Annotated in this window: 16 protein-coding genes; 6 read left to right on the top strand and 10 right to left on the bottom strand. The window is 69.2% G+C overall.

What is annotated here, in order from left to right; genetic code table 11:
* Positions 1–38 precede the first annotated feature (38 nt).
* From B7P44_RS30785 to speB, 4 genes are all read right to left on the bottom strand, one after another.
* Positions 39–836, bottom strand: a complete 798-nt coding sequence (locus tag B7P44_RS30785) for a nitrilase-related carbon-nitrogen hydrolase (protein ID WP_084909608.1) — start codon at positions 834–836, stop codon at positions 39–41.
* A complete protein-coding gene (locus B7P44_RS30780; RefSeq protein WP_084909607.1) occupies positions 833–2314 on the bottom strand; it encodes a purine-cytosine permease family protein in 1482 nt (493 codons plus the stop codon). The genes B7P44_RS30785 and B7P44_RS30780 overlap by 4 nt, the downstream gene beginning before the upstream one ends.
* 139 nt (positions 2315–2453) lie before the next feature.
* Positions 2454–3770, bottom strand: coding sequence for an MFS transporter (locus B7P44_RS30775; protein WP_084909606.1), 1317 nt, complete (start codon positions 3768–3770; stop codon positions 2454–2456).
* A 59-nt stretch (positions 3771–3829) separates the two neighbouring features.
* Positions 3830–4786: an agmatinase gene (gene speB / locus B7P44_RS30770; protein ID WP_084909605.1), complete on the bottom strand. Its 957-nt coding sequence runs from the start codon at positions 4784–4786 to the stop codon at positions 3830–3832.
* 139 nt (positions 4787–4925) lie between these two features.
* Here speB and B7P44_RS30765 point away from each other — a divergent pair, with 139 nt between their 5' ends.
* Entirely contained in the window at positions 4926–5834 is a 909-nt protein-coding gene (locus B7P44_RS30765) for a LysR family transcriptional regulator (protein ID WP_084909604.1), read from the top strand.
* A gap of 12 nt (positions 5835–5846) precedes the next feature.
* Here B7P44_RS30765 and B7P44_RS30760 read toward each other — a convergent pair whose 3' ends face one another.
* The gene (locus B7P44_RS30760) at positions 5847–6311 is read right to left on the bottom strand and encodes an Lrp/AsnC family transcriptional regulator (RefSeq protein ID WP_084909603.1); all 465 of its coding nucleotides are present in this window, start codon (positions 6309–6311) and stop codon (positions 5847–5849) included.
* Positions 6312–6444: 133 nt separating this feature from the next.
* Between B7P44_RS30760 and B7P44_RS30755 the strand changes: the two genes are divergently transcribed.
* The 3 genes from B7P44_RS30755 (at position 6445) to B7P44_RS30745 (ending at position 10647) form a co-directional block, all read left to right on the top strand.
* Entirely contained in the window at positions 6445–7068 is a 624-nt protein-coding gene (locus tag B7P44_RS30755; protein WP_084909602.1) for a LysE family translocator, read from the top strand.
* Between the two features lie 229 nt (positions 7069–7297).
* Positions 7298–8887 carry a S53 family peptidase gene (locus tag B7P44_RS30750; RefSeq protein WP_084909601.1) on the top strand — a complete coding sequence of 530 codons (1590 nt, stop codon included), beginning with the start codon at positions 7298–7300 and terminating at the stop codon, positions 8885–8887.
* A gap of 71 nt (positions 8888–8958) precedes the next feature.
* Complete coding sequence (locus tag B7P44_RS30745) at positions 8959–10647, top strand: S10 family peptidase (RefSeq protein ID WP_084909600.1); 1689 nt, start codon at positions 8959–8961, stop codon at positions 10645–10647.
* A gap of 51 nt (positions 10648–10698) precedes the next feature.
* Here the strand turns inward: B7P44_RS30745 and nadE are convergent, their stop codons facing one another.
* The 3 genes from nadE to B7P44_RS30730 all read right to left on the bottom strand — a co-directional run bounded on the left by nadE (position 10699) and on the right by B7P44_RS30730 (position 12793).
* Positions 10699–11553 (bottom strand): NAD(+) synthase, encoded by an 855-nt coding sequence (gene nadE / locus B7P44_RS30740; RefSeq protein ID WP_084909599.1) that lies wholly within the window; start codon positions 11551–11553, stop codon positions 10699–10701.
* Positions 11554–11636: 83 nt separating this feature from the next.
* Positions 11637–12506 carry a DMT family transporter gene (locus tag B7P44_RS30735; RefSeq protein WP_084909598.1) on the bottom strand — a complete coding sequence of 290 codons (870 nt, stop codon included), beginning with the start codon at positions 12504–12506 and terminating at the stop codon, positions 11637–11639.
* Between the two features lie 101 nt (positions 12507–12607).
* A complete protein-coding gene (locus B7P44_RS30730; RefSeq protein WP_084909597.1) occupies positions 12608–12793 on the bottom strand; it encodes a hypothetical protein in 186 nt (61 codons plus the stop codon).
* A 190-nt stretch (positions 12794–12983) separates the two neighbouring features.
* Between B7P44_RS30730 and B7P44_RS30725 the strand changes: the two genes are divergently transcribed.
* Positions 12984–13742, top strand: a complete 759-nt coding sequence (locus B7P44_RS30725) for a DeoR/GlpR family DNA-binding transcription regulator (RefSeq protein WP_084909596.1) — start codon at positions 12984–12986, stop codon at positions 13740–13742.
* A 94-nt stretch (positions 13743–13836) separates the two neighbouring features.
* Positions 13837–15618: a phospholipase D-like domain-containing protein gene (locus tag B7P44_RS30720; protein WP_084909595.1), complete on the top strand. Its 1782-nt coding sequence runs from the start codon at positions 13837–13839 to the stop codon at positions 15616–15618.
* A 9-nt stretch (positions 15619–15627) separates the two neighbouring features.
* On the opposite strand, the gene B7P44_RS30715 is transcribed toward B7P44_RS30720, so the two are convergent.
* Both B7P44_RS30715 and B7P44_RS30710 read right to left on the bottom strand, forming a co-directional pair.
* Positions 15628–16305, bottom strand: a complete 678-nt coding sequence (locus tag B7P44_RS30715; protein WP_084909594.1) for a TetR/AcrR family transcriptional regulator — start codon at positions 16303–16305, stop codon at positions 15628–15630.
* 138 nt (positions 16306–16443) lie between these two features.
* On the bottom strand, positions 16444–17712 hold the full coding sequence (locus B7P44_RS30710; protein WP_084909593.1) for an NAD(P)/FAD-dependent oxidoreductase: 1269 nt from the start codon (positions 17710–17712) through the stop codon (positions 16444–16446).
* Between the last annotated feature and the right edge of the window lie 128 nt (positions 17713–17840).

Here is a 17840-nt window from a genome sequence, read left to right as displayed (position 1 = left end):
CCGTCGAGGGCAATCAGCCGACTGCTCGGTCGTTCGCGTCAATCCCGCCGCGTTACTGCACCGAGCGGCACCGCGGCGAGGTCGACGTAGCGGAATGCCGCACGCGCGCCACGAATCGCCGCGGAATCGAGCGTGACATCGACAAGCGCCTCGCGATCGCCGGGCGCGACCGAGACGCACGCGCCGTCCGGCGCCGCGACGAGACTCGTGCCGCTGAACGTGTAGCGGTCGCCGGCGCCGACGCGGTTTGCCATCGCGACGTACAGCTGGTTTTCCAGCGCGCGCACCGGGATCATCCGGCGATGCACGTCCCCGTACGGGTTCATCATCCCGTCGAGGATCACGATCAGCTCCGCGCCGGCATGCGCGAGCGCGCGCGCCGTTTCCGGAAACTCGAGATCGAAGCAGATCAGCAGGCCGACCGTCATCCCGCGCCACGTGCAGACCGGAAACGCGTCGCCGGCCTCGAACACGCCGAGGTCGGATTCGTACAGATGCGTCTTCCGGTAGCGCAACAGCACGTCACCGTTCGCATCGATCAGCAGCGCGGTGTTGAAGAAGCGTGAGCCGTCGCGTTCCGCGAAGCCGAACGCGACGGCGACCGCCGCGTCGCGTGCGGCATCGCGCACCGCGGTGACGGACGGTCCGTCGAGCGGCTCGGCCAGCTGCGCGACGTCGTCGGGTGTCGGAAAGCCGCTGGCGTAGGTTTCGGAGAACACGACGAGGTCGGTCGCGCCGCGCGCGGCGGCGATGATCGCGAGCGCTTTCGCGAGGTTGCCGGCGACGTCGCCGTCGCGCAATACCGATTGGACGAGGCGAAGGCGCGGGCCGTTCATCGTGCGTCTCCCGGCGCATCGGGCGCGGGCGTTTCCGCGATCACGCGCCGCTCGTGGTCGAGGTCGAGCGAGCGCGACAGCAGCCCGTAGACGCCGCCCGCGACGACCAGCCCGACGAGCCACGCGAGATCGACGCCGCCGAGCATCCGCGCGAACGGCCCGACGAACACCTCGCGGTTCGCTTGCGCGTCGAATACGTAGAAGAACGGCACCATTGCCGCGAAGCCGATCAGGTACGACAGGATGCCGCGCCGCTGCCACGCGCCGTACAGGCCGCGCGGCGTGAAGAAGTGCGCGATCGCGTAGCGGCCGCGGCGCACGAAGAAATAGTCGACGAGGTTCACCGCGGTCCACGGCACGAGGAAGTAGAGCATCAGCGTGAGGAACGTCTGCAGCAGCGCGATGCCGTTGCCGCGGATCGCGAACACGCAGCCGAGCACGAACGCGCTGATCGCGACGATCGCCACGACGCGCGCGCGCCGGGTCGGCCTGATCGGCACGAGCGAATCGACACCGGTGAGCACGGTCAGCATCGCGCTGTACGCATTGAGCGCGATGATCGGCAGGAAGCCGGCAAGCGATACGATCGCGATCAGCTTGCCGAGGCCGGGCGCGAGCGACGCGCCGACCTCGTTCATCGCGACCAGCGCGTCGGCCGCGTGCAGTTTCTGCGCGAGCCATGCACCCAGGCCGATCATCCATGCGCCCGACAGCGACGCGCCGGCGAAGATCACCGCGATCAGCTTCGCGCGGCTCGTGTGCTTCGGCAGATAGCGCGAATAGTCGGACACGTAGGGCGCATACGAGATGTTGTAGCTCGCGGCGATCGCGAACTGCGTCGCGAACGCGATCCAGCTGAAGCTCGGCACGGCGGTGGCGCCTACATGTGCGGGCGCCGCGTGACCGAACGCGAGCGCGAGCGTGACGAGCGCGTAGAGCGGCAGCGTCGCGATCAGCGCCCACGTGAAGGTGCGGTGCATCAGGTCGTGGCCGTAGATCGCGAGCAGCGCGCCGATCGACACGGCTGCGACGGCGACGAATCCGCCGTCGATCCCGAACACGTTATGCACGCCGTCGACCATCAGCGACACGTTCACGACGTTGAAGCCGACGAACACGAACAGCGTCGCGAGCAGCGCGACGATCACGCCGCGATAGCCGAACTGCGCGCGTGACTGGATCATCTGCGGCAAACCCATCTCCGGGCCCTGCGAGCCGTGGAACGCCATGAAGAGCGTGCCGAACATGATGCCGAGCGCGCCGGCGAGCGTGGTCCAGCCGGCCGACAGCCCCATGCCGGGCCCGACGAAGCCGATCGAGATCGTGAAGAAATGGAAGTTGCCGAGGAACCAGAACGGGCCCTGGCTCGCGAGTTTCGCGTGGCGTTCGCTTGTTGGGATGTAGTCGATCGAGCGATGCTCGATCCCGACGCCGGCCGGTTCGGCGCGGCCGGGCTCGAGGGGGGCGGTGCGGTTCATGACGGCGGTGTCTCCTGGCGCGCGACCACCATGCCGGGGCGTGCGCGGGCCTGCCGCGACAGCGTCGCAGCAGGCGATGAATGATGGTACGTGGGGGAGGGTGGCCTGGAAGGCCGCCCGTTGTCGAAAGGGCGCCGCTCTACGCGGTGCGTGCCCCGCGCGGCAGCGCTTCACGCGGTGAGCCCGCATCGTCGGTGCCGACGCGCCGCGCGATCAGCCACACGCACACCGACGACAGGATCGCGGCGCTCGTGTACTGGAGCGCAAGCGGCCACCATTGCGGCGCGGTGTTCTGTGCGATCACGGTCGCGACGAGCGGCGTGAGGCCGCCCGCGAGCGCGCCGCACACCTGGTACGCGATCGAGATCGCCGTATAGCGGATGCGCGCGATGAAGATGCCGCTGACGAAGCCCGCGACCACCGAGTAGTAGCCCGACTCCGCGAGTGTCGCGAGGCCGACGCCGACCGTGATCGACAGCGGCGTGCCCGCGTGCACGAGCGGCAGCATCACGAACGGCACGACGGCGGCCCATGCGCCGGTGATCAGCAGCACGCGCGTGGTGCCGAAGCGCTGCGCGAGGAACGCCGCCGCGAGCTGCACGACGAACTGCAGCACGGCAACGAGCGTCATGCATTGCAGCACCATCGACCGGTCGAGCGACAGGAACTGCGTCGCATAACTGATCATGAAGATGTTGCTGAAATACACGCCGGCGATCCCGTACACGTTCGCGCCGATCGCGAGCAGCAGCAGCGGCCAGTACTTGAGCGCTTCGCGCACCGGGTTCTGCGCGGTGTTGCCGCTCTTCCTGACTTCCTCGAACTCGGGGGACTCGGACACGCTCGCGCGGATCACGAAGCCGACCGCCAGCAGCACCGAGCTCGCGAGGAACGGCACGCGCCAGCCCCAGCTCATCAGGTCGTCCTTCGACAGCGTGCTGATCGCGCCGAACGCGAGCATCGACAGGATCAGGCCGCTCGCGCTGCCGAGCTGCGCGAACGACGCGAAGAACGTGCGCTTGCCTTCCGGCGCATGCTCGCCGGCGAGCAGCACCGCGCCGCCCCATTCGCCGCCGACCGCGATGCCCTGCAGCACGCGCATCAGCACGAGCAGGATCGGCGCGACCGCGCCGGCCTGCGCGTAGGTCGGCAACAGGCCGATGGCGACCGTCGACACGGCCATCAGCATCAGCGTCGCGAGCAGCGAACGCTTGCGGCCGAAGCGGTCGCCGAGATAGCCGAACATCACGCCGCCGAGCGGCCGCGCGAAGAAGCCGACCGCGAACGAGCCGAACGAAGCGAGCAGGCTGATGAAGCGGTTCTCGCCGGGAAAGAACAGCGGCCCGAACACGATGGCGGCGGCGGTCGCGTAGCTATAGAAGTCGTACCACTCGATCGTCGTGCCGACGAACGATGCGAGCGCCGCCCGCTTCGGTTGCTTGACGGAAGTCCCCATCTTTTATTGGCTCCTCTCGAATCCTCTGGATTGGAATATGTCGTTTTGTTCTGTCCGGATCAGTCGCGGTACTTGACGCCCGGCAGCACGCACAGCAGCTCGTACGCGAGGTTCGCGCCGAGCAGCGCCGTGGTGCCGAACGGGTCGTACGGCGGCGCGACTTCGACGAGATCGCAGCCGACGATGTTCAGCCCCTTCGCGCCGCGGATGATCTCGAGCGCTTGCGGCACCGTCAGGCCCGCGATTTCCGGGGTGCCGGTGCCGGGCGCGTAGGCCGGGTCGATGCCGTCGATGTCGAAGCTGATGTAGACAGGCGTGTCGCCGATCCGCTCGCGCACTTCGTCCATCAGCGGCGCAAGCGACTTGTTCCAGCATGCCTCGGCCTGGACGACCCGGAAGCCCTGCTCGCGGCACCAGTCGAAGTCCTCGGCGGCGTAGCCGGTGCCGCGCAGGCCGATCTGCGTGACCTTGTCGCCGTGCAGCAGGCCTTCCTCGACCGCGCGGCGGAACGGCGTGCCGTGCGCGATCTTCTCGCCCATCATCGTATCGTTCACGTCCGCATGTGCATCGACGTGAATCAATGCAACCTTGCCGTGCTTGCGGTGGATCGCGCGCAGGATCGGCAGCGCGATCGTGTGGTCGCCGCCCAGCGTGATCGGCTTGCAGCCGTGCTTCAGGATCGCGTCGTATTCGACTTCGATACGGGCGATGGAATCGTGCAGATTGTAAGGATTGATCGCCACGTCGCCGATGTCCGCGACCTGCAGCGAGTCGAACGGCGCGGCGCGCGTCGCCATGTTGTACGGGCGCAGCAGCACGGATTCGGTGCGGATCTGGCGCGGGCCGAAGCGCGCGCCGGTGCGGTTCGACGTGCCGAGATCGAACGGCACGCCGACGAAGCACGCGTCGAGGCCTTCGGCGCTCGGCACGTGCGGCAGGCGCATCATCGTCGCGATGCCGCCGCAGCGCGGCATTTCATTGCCGCCGAGCGGCTGGAAATGGGTATGGTCGTTCATCGTGCGTCTCTTCCAGTGTGGGGGTGCCGTATCATGCGACGCGGCCTGGCGCACAGTTGTACGCGCTCCGGCTCCAAAGAAGAATGCGAAGATATCGACGTAAACATCGATATCAATCGATGTATCGAAGGGGAATGGCGTGCTGGGCAATCTGTCGACTCTCGATCTGCGGCTGATCCGCGTGTTTCTCGCGGTCACCGACGCCGGCGGCGTATCGGCCGCGCAGACGGTGCTGAACGTCGGGCAATCGACGATCAGCGCGCAGCTGTCGTCGCTCGAGACCCGGCTCGGCTACCGGCTCTGCGAGCGGGGCCGCGGCGGCTTCCGGCTCACGCCGAAGGGCGAGCGCTTCCATGCGATGAGCCGCAAGCTGCTGACGGCGCTCGACGAATTCGGGATGGCGGCGCGGCACATGGACCGGCAACTGGTCGGCACGCTGAACATCGGCCTGATAGGCCATACGCCGATCAGCCAGAACGCGCGGATCGCCGAGGCGATCGCTGCGTTCCGCACGCGCGACGAGGCGGTGCGCTTCTCGATCTCGGTACGGGCGCCGGGCGATCTCGAGGAAAAGCTGCTGAGCGACGAGATCCAGATCGCGGTCGGCTATTTCTGGCACCGGGTGCCGTCGCTGCACTACACGCCGCTCTTCATCGAGCGGCAGGTCGCGTACTGCGGCCGCGGCCATCCGCTGTTCGCGCGCGCCGGCGCGCTGAAGCCGGCCGACGTGGCCGGCTTCGAATGGGCGTGGCGCTCGTACCCGCTGCCCGAGGCGCAGATGTCGACGACGCCCGACCGCGTGACCGCGACCGCCGACAACATGGAGGCGGTCGCGCTGCTGATCCTGTCAGGCCACCATCTCGGCTATCTGCCGCAGCACTTCGCGGCGCCGTACGTCGCGCAGGGAATGCTCGCGCCGCTTAACCCGGAGCGGCTGCACTACGACGTCACGTTCCACATGGTGGTCGCGCGCAATGCGCGCGGCAATCCGCTGGTGCAGGCGTTTCTCGAGGATCTCGAGCACGCGCACCAGCCGCCCGACGCGTGAGCGGACGCAGGCTCACGGCACCGGGAAGCCCCCCTCGCGCTTGACCTCGCGCAGCGACAGCGCCGATTCGATCGACGTCACGCCGGGCAGCGTCCGCAGCGATTCGCGCAGGAACGTGCCGTAGTCGTCGAGATCGCGCGCGACGACCTGCAGCAGGTAATCGGCGGTGCCCGACACGTTGTGGCACGACAGGATCCGCTCGATCCCGAGCACCTCCCGTTCGAACCGGTCCGCGACCTTGCGGTCGTGCGTCGCGAATCGCACCAGCACGAACGCGACGACGCCGAAACCGAGCGCCTTGCGCGAGAGCTGCGCGCGATAGCGCTCGATGTAGCCGTCGCTTTCGAGGCGCTTGAGCCGCCGCGCGCACGGCGTTTCGGACAGGCCGACGCTGTCGGCGAGGCGCGCGATCGGCAGGCGGCCGTCGCGCTGCACCGCGGCAAGGATTGCGCGGTCGGTTTTGTCGAGATCCGTCATATGGGTGGAATCCGTGGTGTGTTTGGGTAATTTTGGGGGAATCCGCTCTGCATGGACAGATGGAGACCGAATAAGGCCAATAATCCCTCATCCGTTGGCGGCACCATATCGTCATCGATGGACGGGGCAGACCATGATTTCCACGCATTTGCTGTTGATCTACCTGGCCGCGCTGGCGGCAATCTACGCGGTGCCGGGGCCGGACATGGCGCTCGTGCTGCAGACCAGCATCGGGCGCGGCGTGCGACCGGGCATGGCCGCGGCGGCCGGCCTGTCACTGTCGCGCACCGCGCACGTGACGCTGTCCGCGTGCGGCGTCGCGGCGCTGATCCGCAGCGCGCCGTGGCTCTATGAAGTGATCCGCTACGGCGGCGCGCTCTATCTCGCGTATGTCGCGATCCAGGTGTTCCGCTCGCCGGTGTTCGCGCTCGGCGACGGCGCCGCCGACGCGGCGGGCGAACTGCGCCAGGCCTTCGTGAAGGGATTGCTGACGAACCTGCTGAACCCGAAGGCGCTGCTGTTCTGCTCGGTGCTGCTGCCGCAGTTCGTGCGGCCCGAGGCGGGCCCCGTCGTCTGGCAGATGTTCGAGCTCGGCGCGCTGCTGGTGGCGGCGGGCGTGTGCTTCGACCTCGCGTGCGTGTTCGGCGCGTCGCGGATCGCCGCGTGGATGCGCGCGCATCCGCTCGCGCAGACCGTGCAGCGCTGGACCTTCTCCGCGGCGCTGATCGGTTTCGCGCTGCGCCTGTCGATGGACTGAACCGGCGTCGCGGACCCGCCGTCCGCGACGCGCGCCACCCTCGCGACCTTCTCCCCCCTCGTGCATGCCCGCAGTGACCTACCGCAACCGCGATTCATCAGACTTGTTCTAAACTTCCGGTAAGTCGCCGTGCTGCTGCGAGCGCGGCGAACCGGACGGAACCTTCTTTCGTCTGCCATATCCGATTTTCTGGCTGTTCCGTGCAACGCGGTACCAAGGAGGTCAACACATGGCAAGGCACCTTCACGCCGACCGTGAACCCCGAATCGTCGCCGATTCCACGTGCCTCGGCCCGTGCGATCCGGCTGAGCGCATCCACGTCACGATCATGTTGCGGCGGCAGGAGGAAGCACATCTCGACGCACTGCTTCACCAGCTCGCGAGCGGCGACGCGGCCGCGAAGCCGCTGTCGCGCGAAGCGTTCGCGCAGCGCTTTTCCGCCAATCCCGACGACATCCGCAAGACCGAAGACTTCGCGCACCGCCATCAGCTGACGGTGGTGCGGGTCGATCCCGCGGAAAGCGTCGTCGTGCTGTCCGGCACGATCAGGCAGTTCGAGGCCGCGTTCGGCGTCACGCTCGAGCGCTTCGAGCATCGGTCGATCGGCCAGTATCGCGGCCGCTCCGGCCCGATCGCGCTGCCCGACGAGCTGGGCGACGCGGTCACCGCGGTGCTCGGCCTCGACAGCCGGCCGCAGGCGCGGCCGCACTTCCGGCTGCGGCCGCCGTTCCGGCCCGCGCGCGGCGGCGCGGCCGTCACGTTCACGCCGCCGCAGCTCGCGTCGCTGTACGGCTTTCCGGACGGCGACGGCGCGGGGCAGTGCATCGCCATCATCGAGCTGGGCGGCGGCTATCGCGCGGCCGACATCCAGCAGTATTTCCGCGGGCTCGGCATCGCGACGCCGCCGGCGCTCGTCGACGTGAACGTCGGCAGCGGCCGCAATGTACCGACCGGCGAGGCGAACGGCCCGGACGGCGAGGTCGCGCTCGACATCGAGATCGCGGGCGCGATCGCGCCCGCCGCGAAGCTCGCCGTCTATTTCGCGCCGAACAGCGACGCCGGCTTCATCCAGGCCGTGAACGCGGCGGTGCACGACACGGCCAACCGGCCGTCGGTGATCTCGATCAGCTGGGGCGGGCCCGAGGCGACCTGGCAGGCGCAGTCCGCGCAGGCGTTCGACCGCGTGCTGCAGTCGGCGGCCGCGCTGGGCGTCACCGTATGCGCGGCGTCGGGCGACAGCGGCTCCGGCGACGGGTTGCAGGACGGCGCGCAGCACGTCGATTTCCCCGCGTCGAGCCCGTACGTGCTCGCGTGCGGCGGCACGCAGCTCGACGCGTTGCCGGGGCAGGGCATCCGCCGCGAGGTGACGTGGAACGACGAGGCGTCGGGCGGCGGCTCGGGCGGCGGGGGCGTCAGCACGCTGTTCGACGTGCCCGTGTGGCAGCAGGGGCTGGCCGCGAAGCTCGCCGACGGCAGCCGCGCGCCGCTCGCGAAGCGCGGCGTGCCGGACGTCGCGGGCGACGCATCGCCGCAGACCGGCTACGAAATCTCGGTCGCGGGCACGCCGGCGGTGATGGGCGGCACGAGCGCGGTGTCGCCGCTGTGGGCGGCGCTGATCGCGCGCATCAACGCGGCGGCGAACGCGTCCGTCGGCTGGATCAACCCGACGCTGTACAGGCATCCGGACGCGTTGCGCGACATCACCGAAGGCAGCAACGGCGCGTATGCGGCGGCGCCGGGCTGGGACGCGTGCACGGGGCTCGGCAGCCCGAACGGCGCGCAACTGGCCGCGATCCTGCCGCCGAAGCCGTCGAGCTGACGGCGGCGGTTGCCGCGCATCACGGTTGTCGCTGGTTTCCTGCTTCCCCCCTTACTTCTAGGAGCAGCACGATGGGCAACGATTCCGCATCTTCCGGCGGCGTGTTTCCGCTGCATCACGGCGATCACAATTCGCACGGCGTGCCGCCGACCATCAGTCCGGTCGCGCTGAGCCACGGCCGCGACCAGCCGTTCTTCGATCCGGTCGCCTATGGCAACGGGCCGGACGATTCGGTGACGGACACGACCGAGGCGGCCGCCGTCACGCATCACGCGGTCACGATCGGCGGGCGGCGCATCGCGTACACCGCGACGGCCGGGCATCTCGTGACGGTCGATCCGAGCAGTTCGCTGCCGGACGCCAAGATTTTCTACGTCGCGTTCACCGAGGACGGACAGAAGGAGGAAGCGCGGCCCGTCACGTTCTTCTATAACGGCGGGCCGGGCTCCTCGGCGGTATTCGTGCTGCTCGGCTCGTTCGCGCCGCGCCGCATCAAGGCCTCGATGCCGGGCTTCACGCCGCCTGCGCCGTTCCAGATGGAGGACAACCCGGACAGCCTGCTCGACCGCAGCGACCTCGTATTCATCAACCCGGTGGGCACCGGCTACTCGGCCGCGGTCGCGCCGCGCAAGAACCGCGATTTCTGGGGCGTCGACCAGGATGCGAACTCGCTGAAGCAGTTCATCAAGCGCTACCTGACGAAGAACAACCGCTGGAATTCGCCGAAATACCTGTTCGGCGAATCGTACGGCACCGCGCGCAGCTGCGTGCTCGCGTACAAGCTGCACGAGGACGGCGTCGACCTGAACGGCGTCACGCTGCAGTCGTCGATCCTCGACTACCGGCAGGCAAGCAACCCGGTCGGCGCGCTGCCGACCGCGGCGGCGGACGCGTGGTATCACCAGCGGCTCGGCGTGTCGCCGGCGCCGACCGACCTCGGCGCGTTCGTCGAGGAGGTCGCGCAGTTCGCGCGCACCGACTACCTGGACGCGCTGCGCAAGCTGCCGCATCCCGATCCGGCCGTGGTGCAGAAGTTGGCCGACTACACGGGGATCGACACGGCGACGCTGCTGTCGTGGAGCCTCGACATTGCCCGCGCCGACGCGCGCGGCAATTCGCTGTTCCTGACCACGCTGCTGCGCGCGCGCGGGCTGGCGCTCGGCGAGTACGACGGCCGCGTGACGGGGATCGAGACCGGCATCGCGGGCAAGATCGATCCGAATTCGGGCGGCAACGATCCGACGATGACGGCCGTGTCCGGCGTCTATACGGCGATGTGGAACAGCTACCTGAACGAGCAGCTGAAGTTCACGTCGAACTCGTCGTTCACCGACCTGAACGACCAGGCGTTCCAGAACTGGGATTTCAGCCACATCGACCCGACCGGCGCGCAGCAGGGCGTCGACGCGAACGGCAACGTGATCCTCTACACGGCGGGCGACCTCGCCGCGGTGATGGCGCTCAACGTGGACCTGAAGGTGCTGTCGGCGAACGGCTTCTACGATTTCGTCACGCCGTTCTACCAGACCGTGCTCGACCTGCAGCAGATGCCGCTCGAAGATGCGACGGTGCGGCAGAACCTGTCGGCGCGCTTTTATCCGTCGGGGCACATGGTGTATCTCGACGGCGGCTCGCGCACCGCGCTCAAGCACGATCTCGCGGCGATGTACGACAAGACGGTCGCCGATACCGGCGCGCAGCTGCGGATTCGTGCGCTGCAGGCGAAGAAAACGGCGCCCGAGGCGGCCGGGCATGCGTGATCCGTGCGGGCGACCGAGGCCGCCCGCCGGGCTGCGCGCCGGCGCGCGCCGTCAGTCGCGCTGCGCGGGCCAGTCGAACGGCGTGTACGGCAGCGCGCGCTTGTGCCGCGAGCCGTCGTGGAAGCGCAGCACGGTTTCGTATGCGTGGTCGCTGACCGGCTTGCCTTCGAGGAAGTCGTCGATCTCGTCGTAGCTGACGCCGTATGCGTGCTCGTCGGGGCGCAGCGGCCGCAGCTCCTCGAGATCGGCGGTCGGGACCTTCATCACGATCGTCTCCTCGCCGCCGAGCGCGCGGGCCACCGCGCGCACGCGGCGCTTGTTCAGGCCCGCGAGCGGCAGGATATCCGCGCCGCCGTCGCCGAATTTCGTGAAGAACCCCATCAGCGATTCGGCCGCGTGATCGGTGCCGATCACGACCCCGCGCCGCGCGCCGGCCACCGCATACTGCGCGATCATGCGCTCGCGCGCCTTGATGTTGCCGTGCACGAAGTCCTGCTGCGCGTGATCCGCGAACGCCAGCCCGCCGGCCACGAGCGACGCGAGCATCGCGTCGGCGGCCGGTTTCACGTCGACCGTCAGCACCTCGTCCGCGCGGACGAACGCGAGCGCGCGCTGCGCGTCGGCTTCATCGTTCTGCACGCCGTTCGGCAAACGCATCGCGACGAAGCGCGCGTCATAGTCTTCCGCGCGCAGGCGTTCGACCGCGAGCTGCGCGAGCCGCCCGGCCGTCGACGAATCGACGCCGCCGCTGATCCCGAGCACGTAGGTCCGCAGCCCGGTCGAGCGCAGGTACTGGGCGAGGAAGTCGACGCGGCGCGCGATTTCGGCATCGGCGTCGAAATGCGGGGCGACGTTCAGTTCGGCGATGATCGCGCGTTGGCGGCTGGCGTAATCGGCGGAGGTCATGGAAGAAGGATTCCGGAACAAGATGCAGGGCGCTCATCATAAGCGCATTCGCGGCGGCCCGCCTTGCTGCGTGGAAGGTGAACCTAGCGCCGCGCAAGCACGACGCCGACGAGTGCCACGCCGAAACCGGCGAGCTGGACGGCCGCAAGCGTCTCGCCGAACAGCAGGTAGCCCTGCAGCGCGGCCAGCGGCGGCGCGAGGAACAGCAGCGACGTCGCGCGCGCGGCGTTGCCGCGCCGGAGCATCCACATCAGCATCGTGACCGCGCCGCCCGACAGGAACACGACGCCCCACACGAGCGACACCCACAGCGCGGGCGCGCTTGTCCAGCGCGTCTCGTGCAGCAGCCCCGCGAAGACGGCGGCGACGAGCGCCGCGCCGAGGTTCTGCACCGCGACGGCGGTGCGCAGGTCGCTCTGCGCGAGCTTCCCTTTCTGGTAGAGCGAGCCGGCCGTGATCGCGCCGACCGACAGCACCGATACCGCGACGACGAGCCACGCCGGCGCCGCGCCGGGCGGCGATGCGACGCCGCCCGCGACCTTCGGCGCGAGCACCAGCGCGACGCCGGCGAGGCCGAGCGCCATCCCGAGCCAGCCGCGCGCGGGCAGCCGTTCGTTGAACAGCGGCACCGCGAGCACGGCGGTCGCGAGCGGCTGCAGCGCGCCGAGCAGCGCCATCACGCCCGCGTTCAGCCCCTGGGCGACCGCCCAGTAGCTCGCGCCGAGGTACACGCCCTGCAGCAGCGCGCCGGCGATCAGGTGGCGCGGCCATTCGCGGCGCGCCGGCCACGGCGCGCGCGCGGCGAGCGCGACCGCGCCGAACAGCATGGCGGTGCCCGCGAAGCGCGCGAGCAGGAACAGGTTGGGATCCGCGTAGGGCTTGATCGCCCGCGCGACGATGAAACCGGTGGACCAGAGCGCGACGAAGGCCGCGGCGACAATCGAGGTCGGCATGCAAGGCGGGCCGCGGACGGCCGGATGGAATCACGAAGTCCGGCAGTATCCGGCGGCGCGGCGCCGACGTCTTGTCGAATCCTGCAGTCGCCCGCGCGTCGTTAGTCGAGCGAGAAAGTGTCGAGCGGCTGGTTCGCGCTCGTGTCGGTCGCGAAGCGCGCGGCGAGCTGCTGGTGCAGGCGGCGCGCCTCGTCGAGCGTCAGGTCGATCCAGTAAGGATCGCCGGCGGCGTCGTTGAGTCGTTCGGGCGGAAACTGGATTTCGAGCACTATGCCTTTGCGATACATCGCGCAAGCCCCTTGTCATTCGTTTGGCGAATTGCGAAGTGTAGCAATGCGCGCCGCGCCGATTCCCGCGCTGTCGGCAATTCAGAATTTCTCCGCCCGGGATCGACCGGCCGGCTTACACGCGGCCGTCAAACGACCGTACTACAATGGCGCGCTACTCATTTACTGGTCGCCTCGGGCGCGTCGCGAGATGCTGGCGGAACAACGTCACCAATTCATCCTGTCGGAACTTGGAAGGTCGGGCGCGCTGTCCGTCGCGGAACTGGTGCGCTCGCTCGACGTGTCGCGCGAGACCGTGCGGCGCGATCTGAACGCGCTGGCGGCGCGCGGGCTGCTGGTGATGACGCATGGCGGCGCGCTGGCCGCGGACCGCCGCGAGCCGAGCCTGTCCGAGCGCGAGGCGGCCAACGCCGACGCGAAGCGCGCGATCGGGCGGCGCGCGGCCGAATTCGTGCCCGACGGCGCGTCGGTGCTGATCGATTCCGGCAGCACGCCGCACGCGGTGGCGCTCGCGCTCGCCGACAAGCACCGGCTGTCGGTCTATACGAACGACTGGCGCACCGCGTTGGTGCTCGCGCGCCGCAACGGCAACCGCGTGACGCTGCTCGGCGGCGAGCTGTCGGACGACGAGGACGCGACGTTCGGGCTCGACACGATCCAGCAGCTCGCGCAATACCACGTCGATTTCGCGTTCGTCGGCGCGGGCGGCATCACGGCCGACGGCGAATTCACCGACTACTCGCGGCTCGCCGCCGAAGTGCGCAGCCGCATGATCGCCGCAGCCGCGACGGCGGTCGTCGTCGCCGACCATTCGAAGTTCGGCCGCGTGACGCCGGTGCGGATCAACGGCACCGAAGCGGCGCGCTATCTCGTGACCGAGCGCGCACCCGACAAGGCGGTGCGCCGCACGCTGGTCGCGCGCGGCATCGAGCTGCTCGTCTGCGACTGACGCGCGCGACACACAAGATTCATCGAAGTGTCATCCCCACGGCAAAACTGCGCGGAAGACTGACCCGTTCGCCCTGGAGCCAAGGAGAACGACGATGTCCGTGAGCGTGCGCAGTTATCTTTCCCCGACGTTGGTGCTGCTGGCCTTCGACTGGCCCGGCGCGCAGGCGCGAACCGATTTCCTCGGTTTCGCGATCCGGCGCACGCCGGGCTTCTGGTCGGCGGACGGGAGGACGCGCGCGCCGTATAGCTGGCTGCCGAACCGCCTGACGTTCGACGGCCCGGCCGCCGATACGCAGGGCGACGCGCCGACCGACCAGGCGCCGATCCAGAAATTCATGTGGTGGGATGCGCGGATCGACCCGCAGGACCGTGGCGGCGCATTCCGCTACGACGTGTATCCGGTCGTCGGCACGCCGGCGAGCCTGAAGGTGCTCGACGCGGAAGGCGGCGCGTGCGACGTCGTGCTGCCCGCGCACGTCGAGGACGGCGTCGGCACGTGGTTCAACCGCGCGGTGGTCAGCTCGCAGGCGTTCGCGAAGCAGGTCGCGGCGCTGCATCTCGCGCCGGGCGAGGCGCCTGCCGCCGATCAGGCGCTGAAGCTGCGCACGTGGCTCGCGAACGACATGGAGCAGGTGTTCGCGCAGATGCTCGATCCCGCGTCGCGCGCGGTGTCGGCCGTCTATCACCTGACCGACACGCTGTGGGCGCTGCCCGCGTTCGAGGCGTTCGGCCATGCGCATGGCGACGCGGCGCTCGCGATCGTCTACGACGCACACGTGACGGCGCGCAAGGGCCAGCCGCCGCTGCCGTCGCCGAACCAGCCGGCCGTCGACGCGCTGCAGGGGCTCGCGGCGCTCGCACCGCGCGACCGGACGCACATCATGCACAACAAGTTCGTCGTGACGGACGCGCCGGGGAGCGCTGCGCCGGCGCGCCTGCTGACGGGCTCGGCGAACTTCACGACCGAAGGCCTGACCGAGCAGGCGAACGTGCTGCACACGTTCGATTCGCCGGCGCTCGCCGCGCTGTACAACGCGCGCGCGCATGCGCTCGCCGCGAATCCGCCGATCGCCGAGACGGCGCGGCTGTCGCCGGGCTGGTCGGAGCCGGTGACGGTCGGCGACGCGCAGGTGCGGGTGTCGTTCTCACCCGAGCCGGCGGGGCAGCGCACGCAGATCGACACGATCGTCGCGGCGATCGAGGCAGCGCAGCATTCGGTCGCGTTCTGCCTGTTCATGCCGACCGACGCCGCGTTGCGCGATGCGTGCTTCGCGGCCGGCGACCGCGGGCTGATGATGTTCGGGCTCGTCAACCGGATCAACATCGGCAGCGCGACGAAGGCGGATGCCGCGCAGCAGAACGGCCAGACGCTCGATGCGGCGACGCTCGCGAACCTCGAGCTGTACCACCGCAGCCGCGACCATCGCGACGTGATCGACGCGCAGTATTTTTCGCCGGCGACGGTGCCGCAAGGCTTCGAGCCGGAGCTGCGGCTGTTTCCGGGCGAGCCCGCGCCCGCGTATCCGCCGGTCGTGATCCATCACAAGTTCATCGTGATCGATGCGGAAGGCGCGAACCCGATCGTCTACAGCGGATCGGCGAACATGAGCCGCAATTCCGAGCAATACAACGACGAGAACCTGCTCGAGATTCGCGACGCGCGGATCGCGGCGATCTATCTGGCGGAATTCCTGCGGCTGTACGAGCACTACCGCGCGCGGGCGCTGGCTATCGATGCGAAGACGCGCGGCGCGGCGCCGCATCCGCGGCTCGCGCTGGCGCCCGATTCGAGCTGGGCGAAGAAGTATTTCGTGGCGGGAAGCCCGGAGGAGAAGGCGCGGGTCGCACTGGCCGCGCCCGCGCCGAAGGGCTGACGCGCGTCGCTACGCGGCGGCGACGTAGCGCAGCACGGCCTCGGCGATCGTGTCGCGATGCCGCGCGCGCAGGCGCGGCGCCGACGGATCGCGGCCGAACGCGGCGCCGAACGTGTAGCGGTTCGACACGCGATGGAAGCAGAACGAACTGATCAGCAGGTGCAGGTCGAACGCGTCGACGTCCTGGCGGAACGCGCCGCTCGCCGCGCCGCGCTCGAGCAGTTCCTCGAGCGTCTTGATGATGCTGACGTTGCGGTTCTTGAACGACTTGAGCTGCTCGAGATACTTCGCGCCGTGGATGTTCTCGATCGACACGAGGCGAACGAAATCGCGATGCTTGTCGTGATAGTCGAACGTGAACTCGACGAGCCGACGCATGCCTTCGAGCGGCTCCATGTCGCCGACGTGCAGCTCCTGCTCGAGCGCGCGGATGTCGCCGTAGACCTTCTCCAGCACGGCCTCGTACAGGCCTTCCTTGCTTTCGAAGTAGTAGTAGAGCATCCGCTTCGTGGTGTTCGTGCGCTCGGCGATCGCGTCGACGCGCGCGCCGGCGAGCCCCATCGCGGAAAACTCCTGCGTGGCGACGTCGAGGATGTTGCGCTTGGTCTGCTCGGGATCGTATTTGCGCCGCGTATCGGACGGAACCGCGCGGCTGTCGGACGTGGCGGCCCTGCTTCCTGTTTTCATGTGACGTTATTGTGGCTTCACGGCGGCTTGGACAGGGCATTCTAGCATGTGGAAATTCGCCGATTTGCCGACCTTTCGTTCTAGTCCGAATAAGCCGGGCAGCGCCCGGCGGGCCGCCGGGCGGGCGCTCAGTGGCGCTCAGTGGCGATATGCCGCGAGCGCGTCGCGCGCCTGGTACGCGGTGTACGTGAGCTGCGCGGCGGCGAGGCCCGCGAGCCCGAACGTGCGGGTCAGGCCGAACGCGGCGAAGCCTTCCGGCACCGGCCGCTCGCCGGCCAGCGCGGCGGCGAGCGTTTCGCCCGCGACCGTGGTCGGCGCCATCCCGTGCCCGCCGAACGCGATCGCGTGCCAGACGCCGTCGGCGTCGCGGCCGATCTGCGGCATCTTGTGCCGCGCGTAGCTCATCAGCCCGCCCCACGCGTAGTCGACCTTCGCGTCCGCGAGCTGCGGATACACGCGCGCGAGGTCGCGCTTGAGCAGGCGCGCGATCGCGTCCGGGCCGCGGTCGAGCACCGAGATCCGGCCGCCCCACAGGATCCGCGTGTCCTGCAGCGGACGGTAGTAGTCGAACGCGAAGCGCGTGTCGTAGATCGCATACGGTGCGTCGATCGCATCGGCAAGGCGCGCGCCGAGCGGCTCGGTCGCGATCACGTAGGTCGCGATCGGCAGCACCGCGCGCTCGATGCGCGGCGACACGCCGCGCGCGTAGCCGCCGCCCGCGAACACGACGTCCTTCGCGCGCACCGCGCCGTGAGCGGTGCGCACGACGTACCCCGCGCCGTCGCGGGCGATGCCGAGCGCGGCCGACTGTTCGTAGATGCGCGCGCCGCCGCGCGCCGCGGCCGCGGCGACGCCAAGCACGTACTTGAGCGGATGGAAATGGAACGCGTTGGGCTCGAACAGGCCGCCGTGATAGCGCGCGGTCTTCAGCCGTGCGCGCAGCGCGTCGGTTGCGACCGGCTCCCAGTCGACGTTGAATTCGGTCTTCATCAGCGTGCGCAGCCCGTCGAGCCGCGACGGATCGTCGAACCAGTTCGCGAGCATCACGCCGCGGTCGACGATGTCGCAGTCGATGCCGTAGCGCGCGATGCGCGCGCGGATCAGGTCGACCGCGTCGACGGTCAGCCGGTACAGGCGGCGCCCTTCGTCGCGGCCGAGCGTGCGCAGCAGGTCCGCGTTGTCGAGGCTGTAGCCGCCGAACACGAAGCCGCCGTTGCGGCCGGACGCGCCGTAGCCGACCCGTTCGCCGTCGAGCACGACGACGTCGCGCACGCCGCGCTCGACGAGTCCGAGCGCGGTGCACAGGCCGGCGAGGCCGCCGCCGACGATGCAGACCTGCGTGTCGACGGTGTCGGTCAGTTGCGGATAGGGCTGGCGGGAAACGGTGGCTTCGTAGAAATTCTGCATGCGATTCGATGACGGAGGAACGGCGGAAACACATACGGCACGCGTCGATCTTGCCTGAACGCGCGCGCCGCGTCGATTGCGGACGCCGCCGCGCCGGCCGCCATCGTCATGCGGCAGCCGGCGCGGCG

This window comes from Burkholderia ubonensis subsp. mesacidophila (genome assembly GCF_002097715.1).
Taxonomy (GTDB): Bacteria; Pseudomonadota; Gammaproteobacteria; order Burkholderiales; family Burkholderiaceae; genus Burkholderia; species Burkholderia mesacidophila.
This window is presented reverse-complemented; position numbering and strand designations above follow the sequence as displayed.

Bases quoted from the DNA above. Each gene is read 5' to 3' on its own strand.
- B7P44_RS30715 (WP_084909594.1), bottom strand. From the start codon at position 16,305: ATGAAAACAGGAAGCAGGGCCGCCACGTCCGACAGCCGCGCGGTTCCG.
- B7P44_RS30720 (WP_084909595.1), top strand. From the start codon at position 13,837: ATGTCCGTGAGCGTGCGCAGTTATCTTTCCCCGACGTTGGTGCTGCTG.
- B7P44_RS30745 (WP_084909600.1), top strand. From the start codon at position 8,959: ATGGGCAACGATTCCGCATCTTCCGGCGGCGTGTTTCCGCTGCATCAC.
- B7P44_RS30750 (WP_084909601.1), top strand. From the start codon at position 7,298: ATGGCAAGGCACCTTCACGCCGACCGTGAACCCCGAATCGTCGCCGAT.
- speB (WP_084909605.1), bottom strand. From the start codon at position 4,786: ATGAACGACCATACCCATTTCCAGCCGCTCGGCGGCAATGAAATGCCG.
- B7P44_RS30725 (WP_084909596.1), top strand. From the start codon at position 12,984: ATGCTGGCGGAACAACGTCACCAATTCATCCTGTCGGAACTTGGAAGG.
- B7P44_RS30785 (WP_084909608.1), bottom strand. From the start codon at position 836: ATGAACGGCCCGCGCCTTCGCCTCGTCCAATCGGTATTGCGCGACGGC.
- B7P44_RS30755 (WP_084909602.1), top strand. From the start codon at position 6,445: ATGATTTCCACGCATTTGCTGTTGATCTACCTGGCCGCGCTGGCGGCA.
- B7P44_RS30775 (WP_084909606.1), bottom strand. From the start codon at position 3,770: ATGGGGACTTCCGTCAAGCAACCGAAGCGGGCGGCGCTCGCATCGTTC.
- B7P44_RS30780 (WP_084909607.1), bottom strand. From the start codon at position 2,314: ATGAACCGCACCGCCCCCCTCGAGCCCGGCCGCGCCGAACCGGCCGGC.
- B7P44_RS30710 (WP_084909593.1), bottom strand. From the start codon at position 17,712: ATGCAGAATTTCTACGAAGCCACCGTTTCCCGCCAGCCCTATCCGCAA.
- B7P44_RS30735 (WP_084909598.1), bottom strand. From the start codon at position 12,506: ATGCCGACCTCGATTGTCGCCGCGGCCTTCGTCGCGCTCTGGTCCACC.
- B7P44_RS30760 (WP_084909603.1), bottom strand. From the start codon at position 6,311: ATGACGGATCTCGACAAAACCGACCGCGCAATCCTTGCCGCGGTGCAG.
- B7P44_RS30730 (WP_084909597.1), bottom strand. From the start codon at position 12,793: ATGTATCGCAAAGGCATAGTGCTCGAAATCCAGTTTCCGCCCGAACGA.
- nadE (WP_084909599.1), bottom strand. From the start codon at position 11,553: ATGACCTCCGCCGATTACGCCAGCCGCCAACGCGCGATCATCGCCGAA.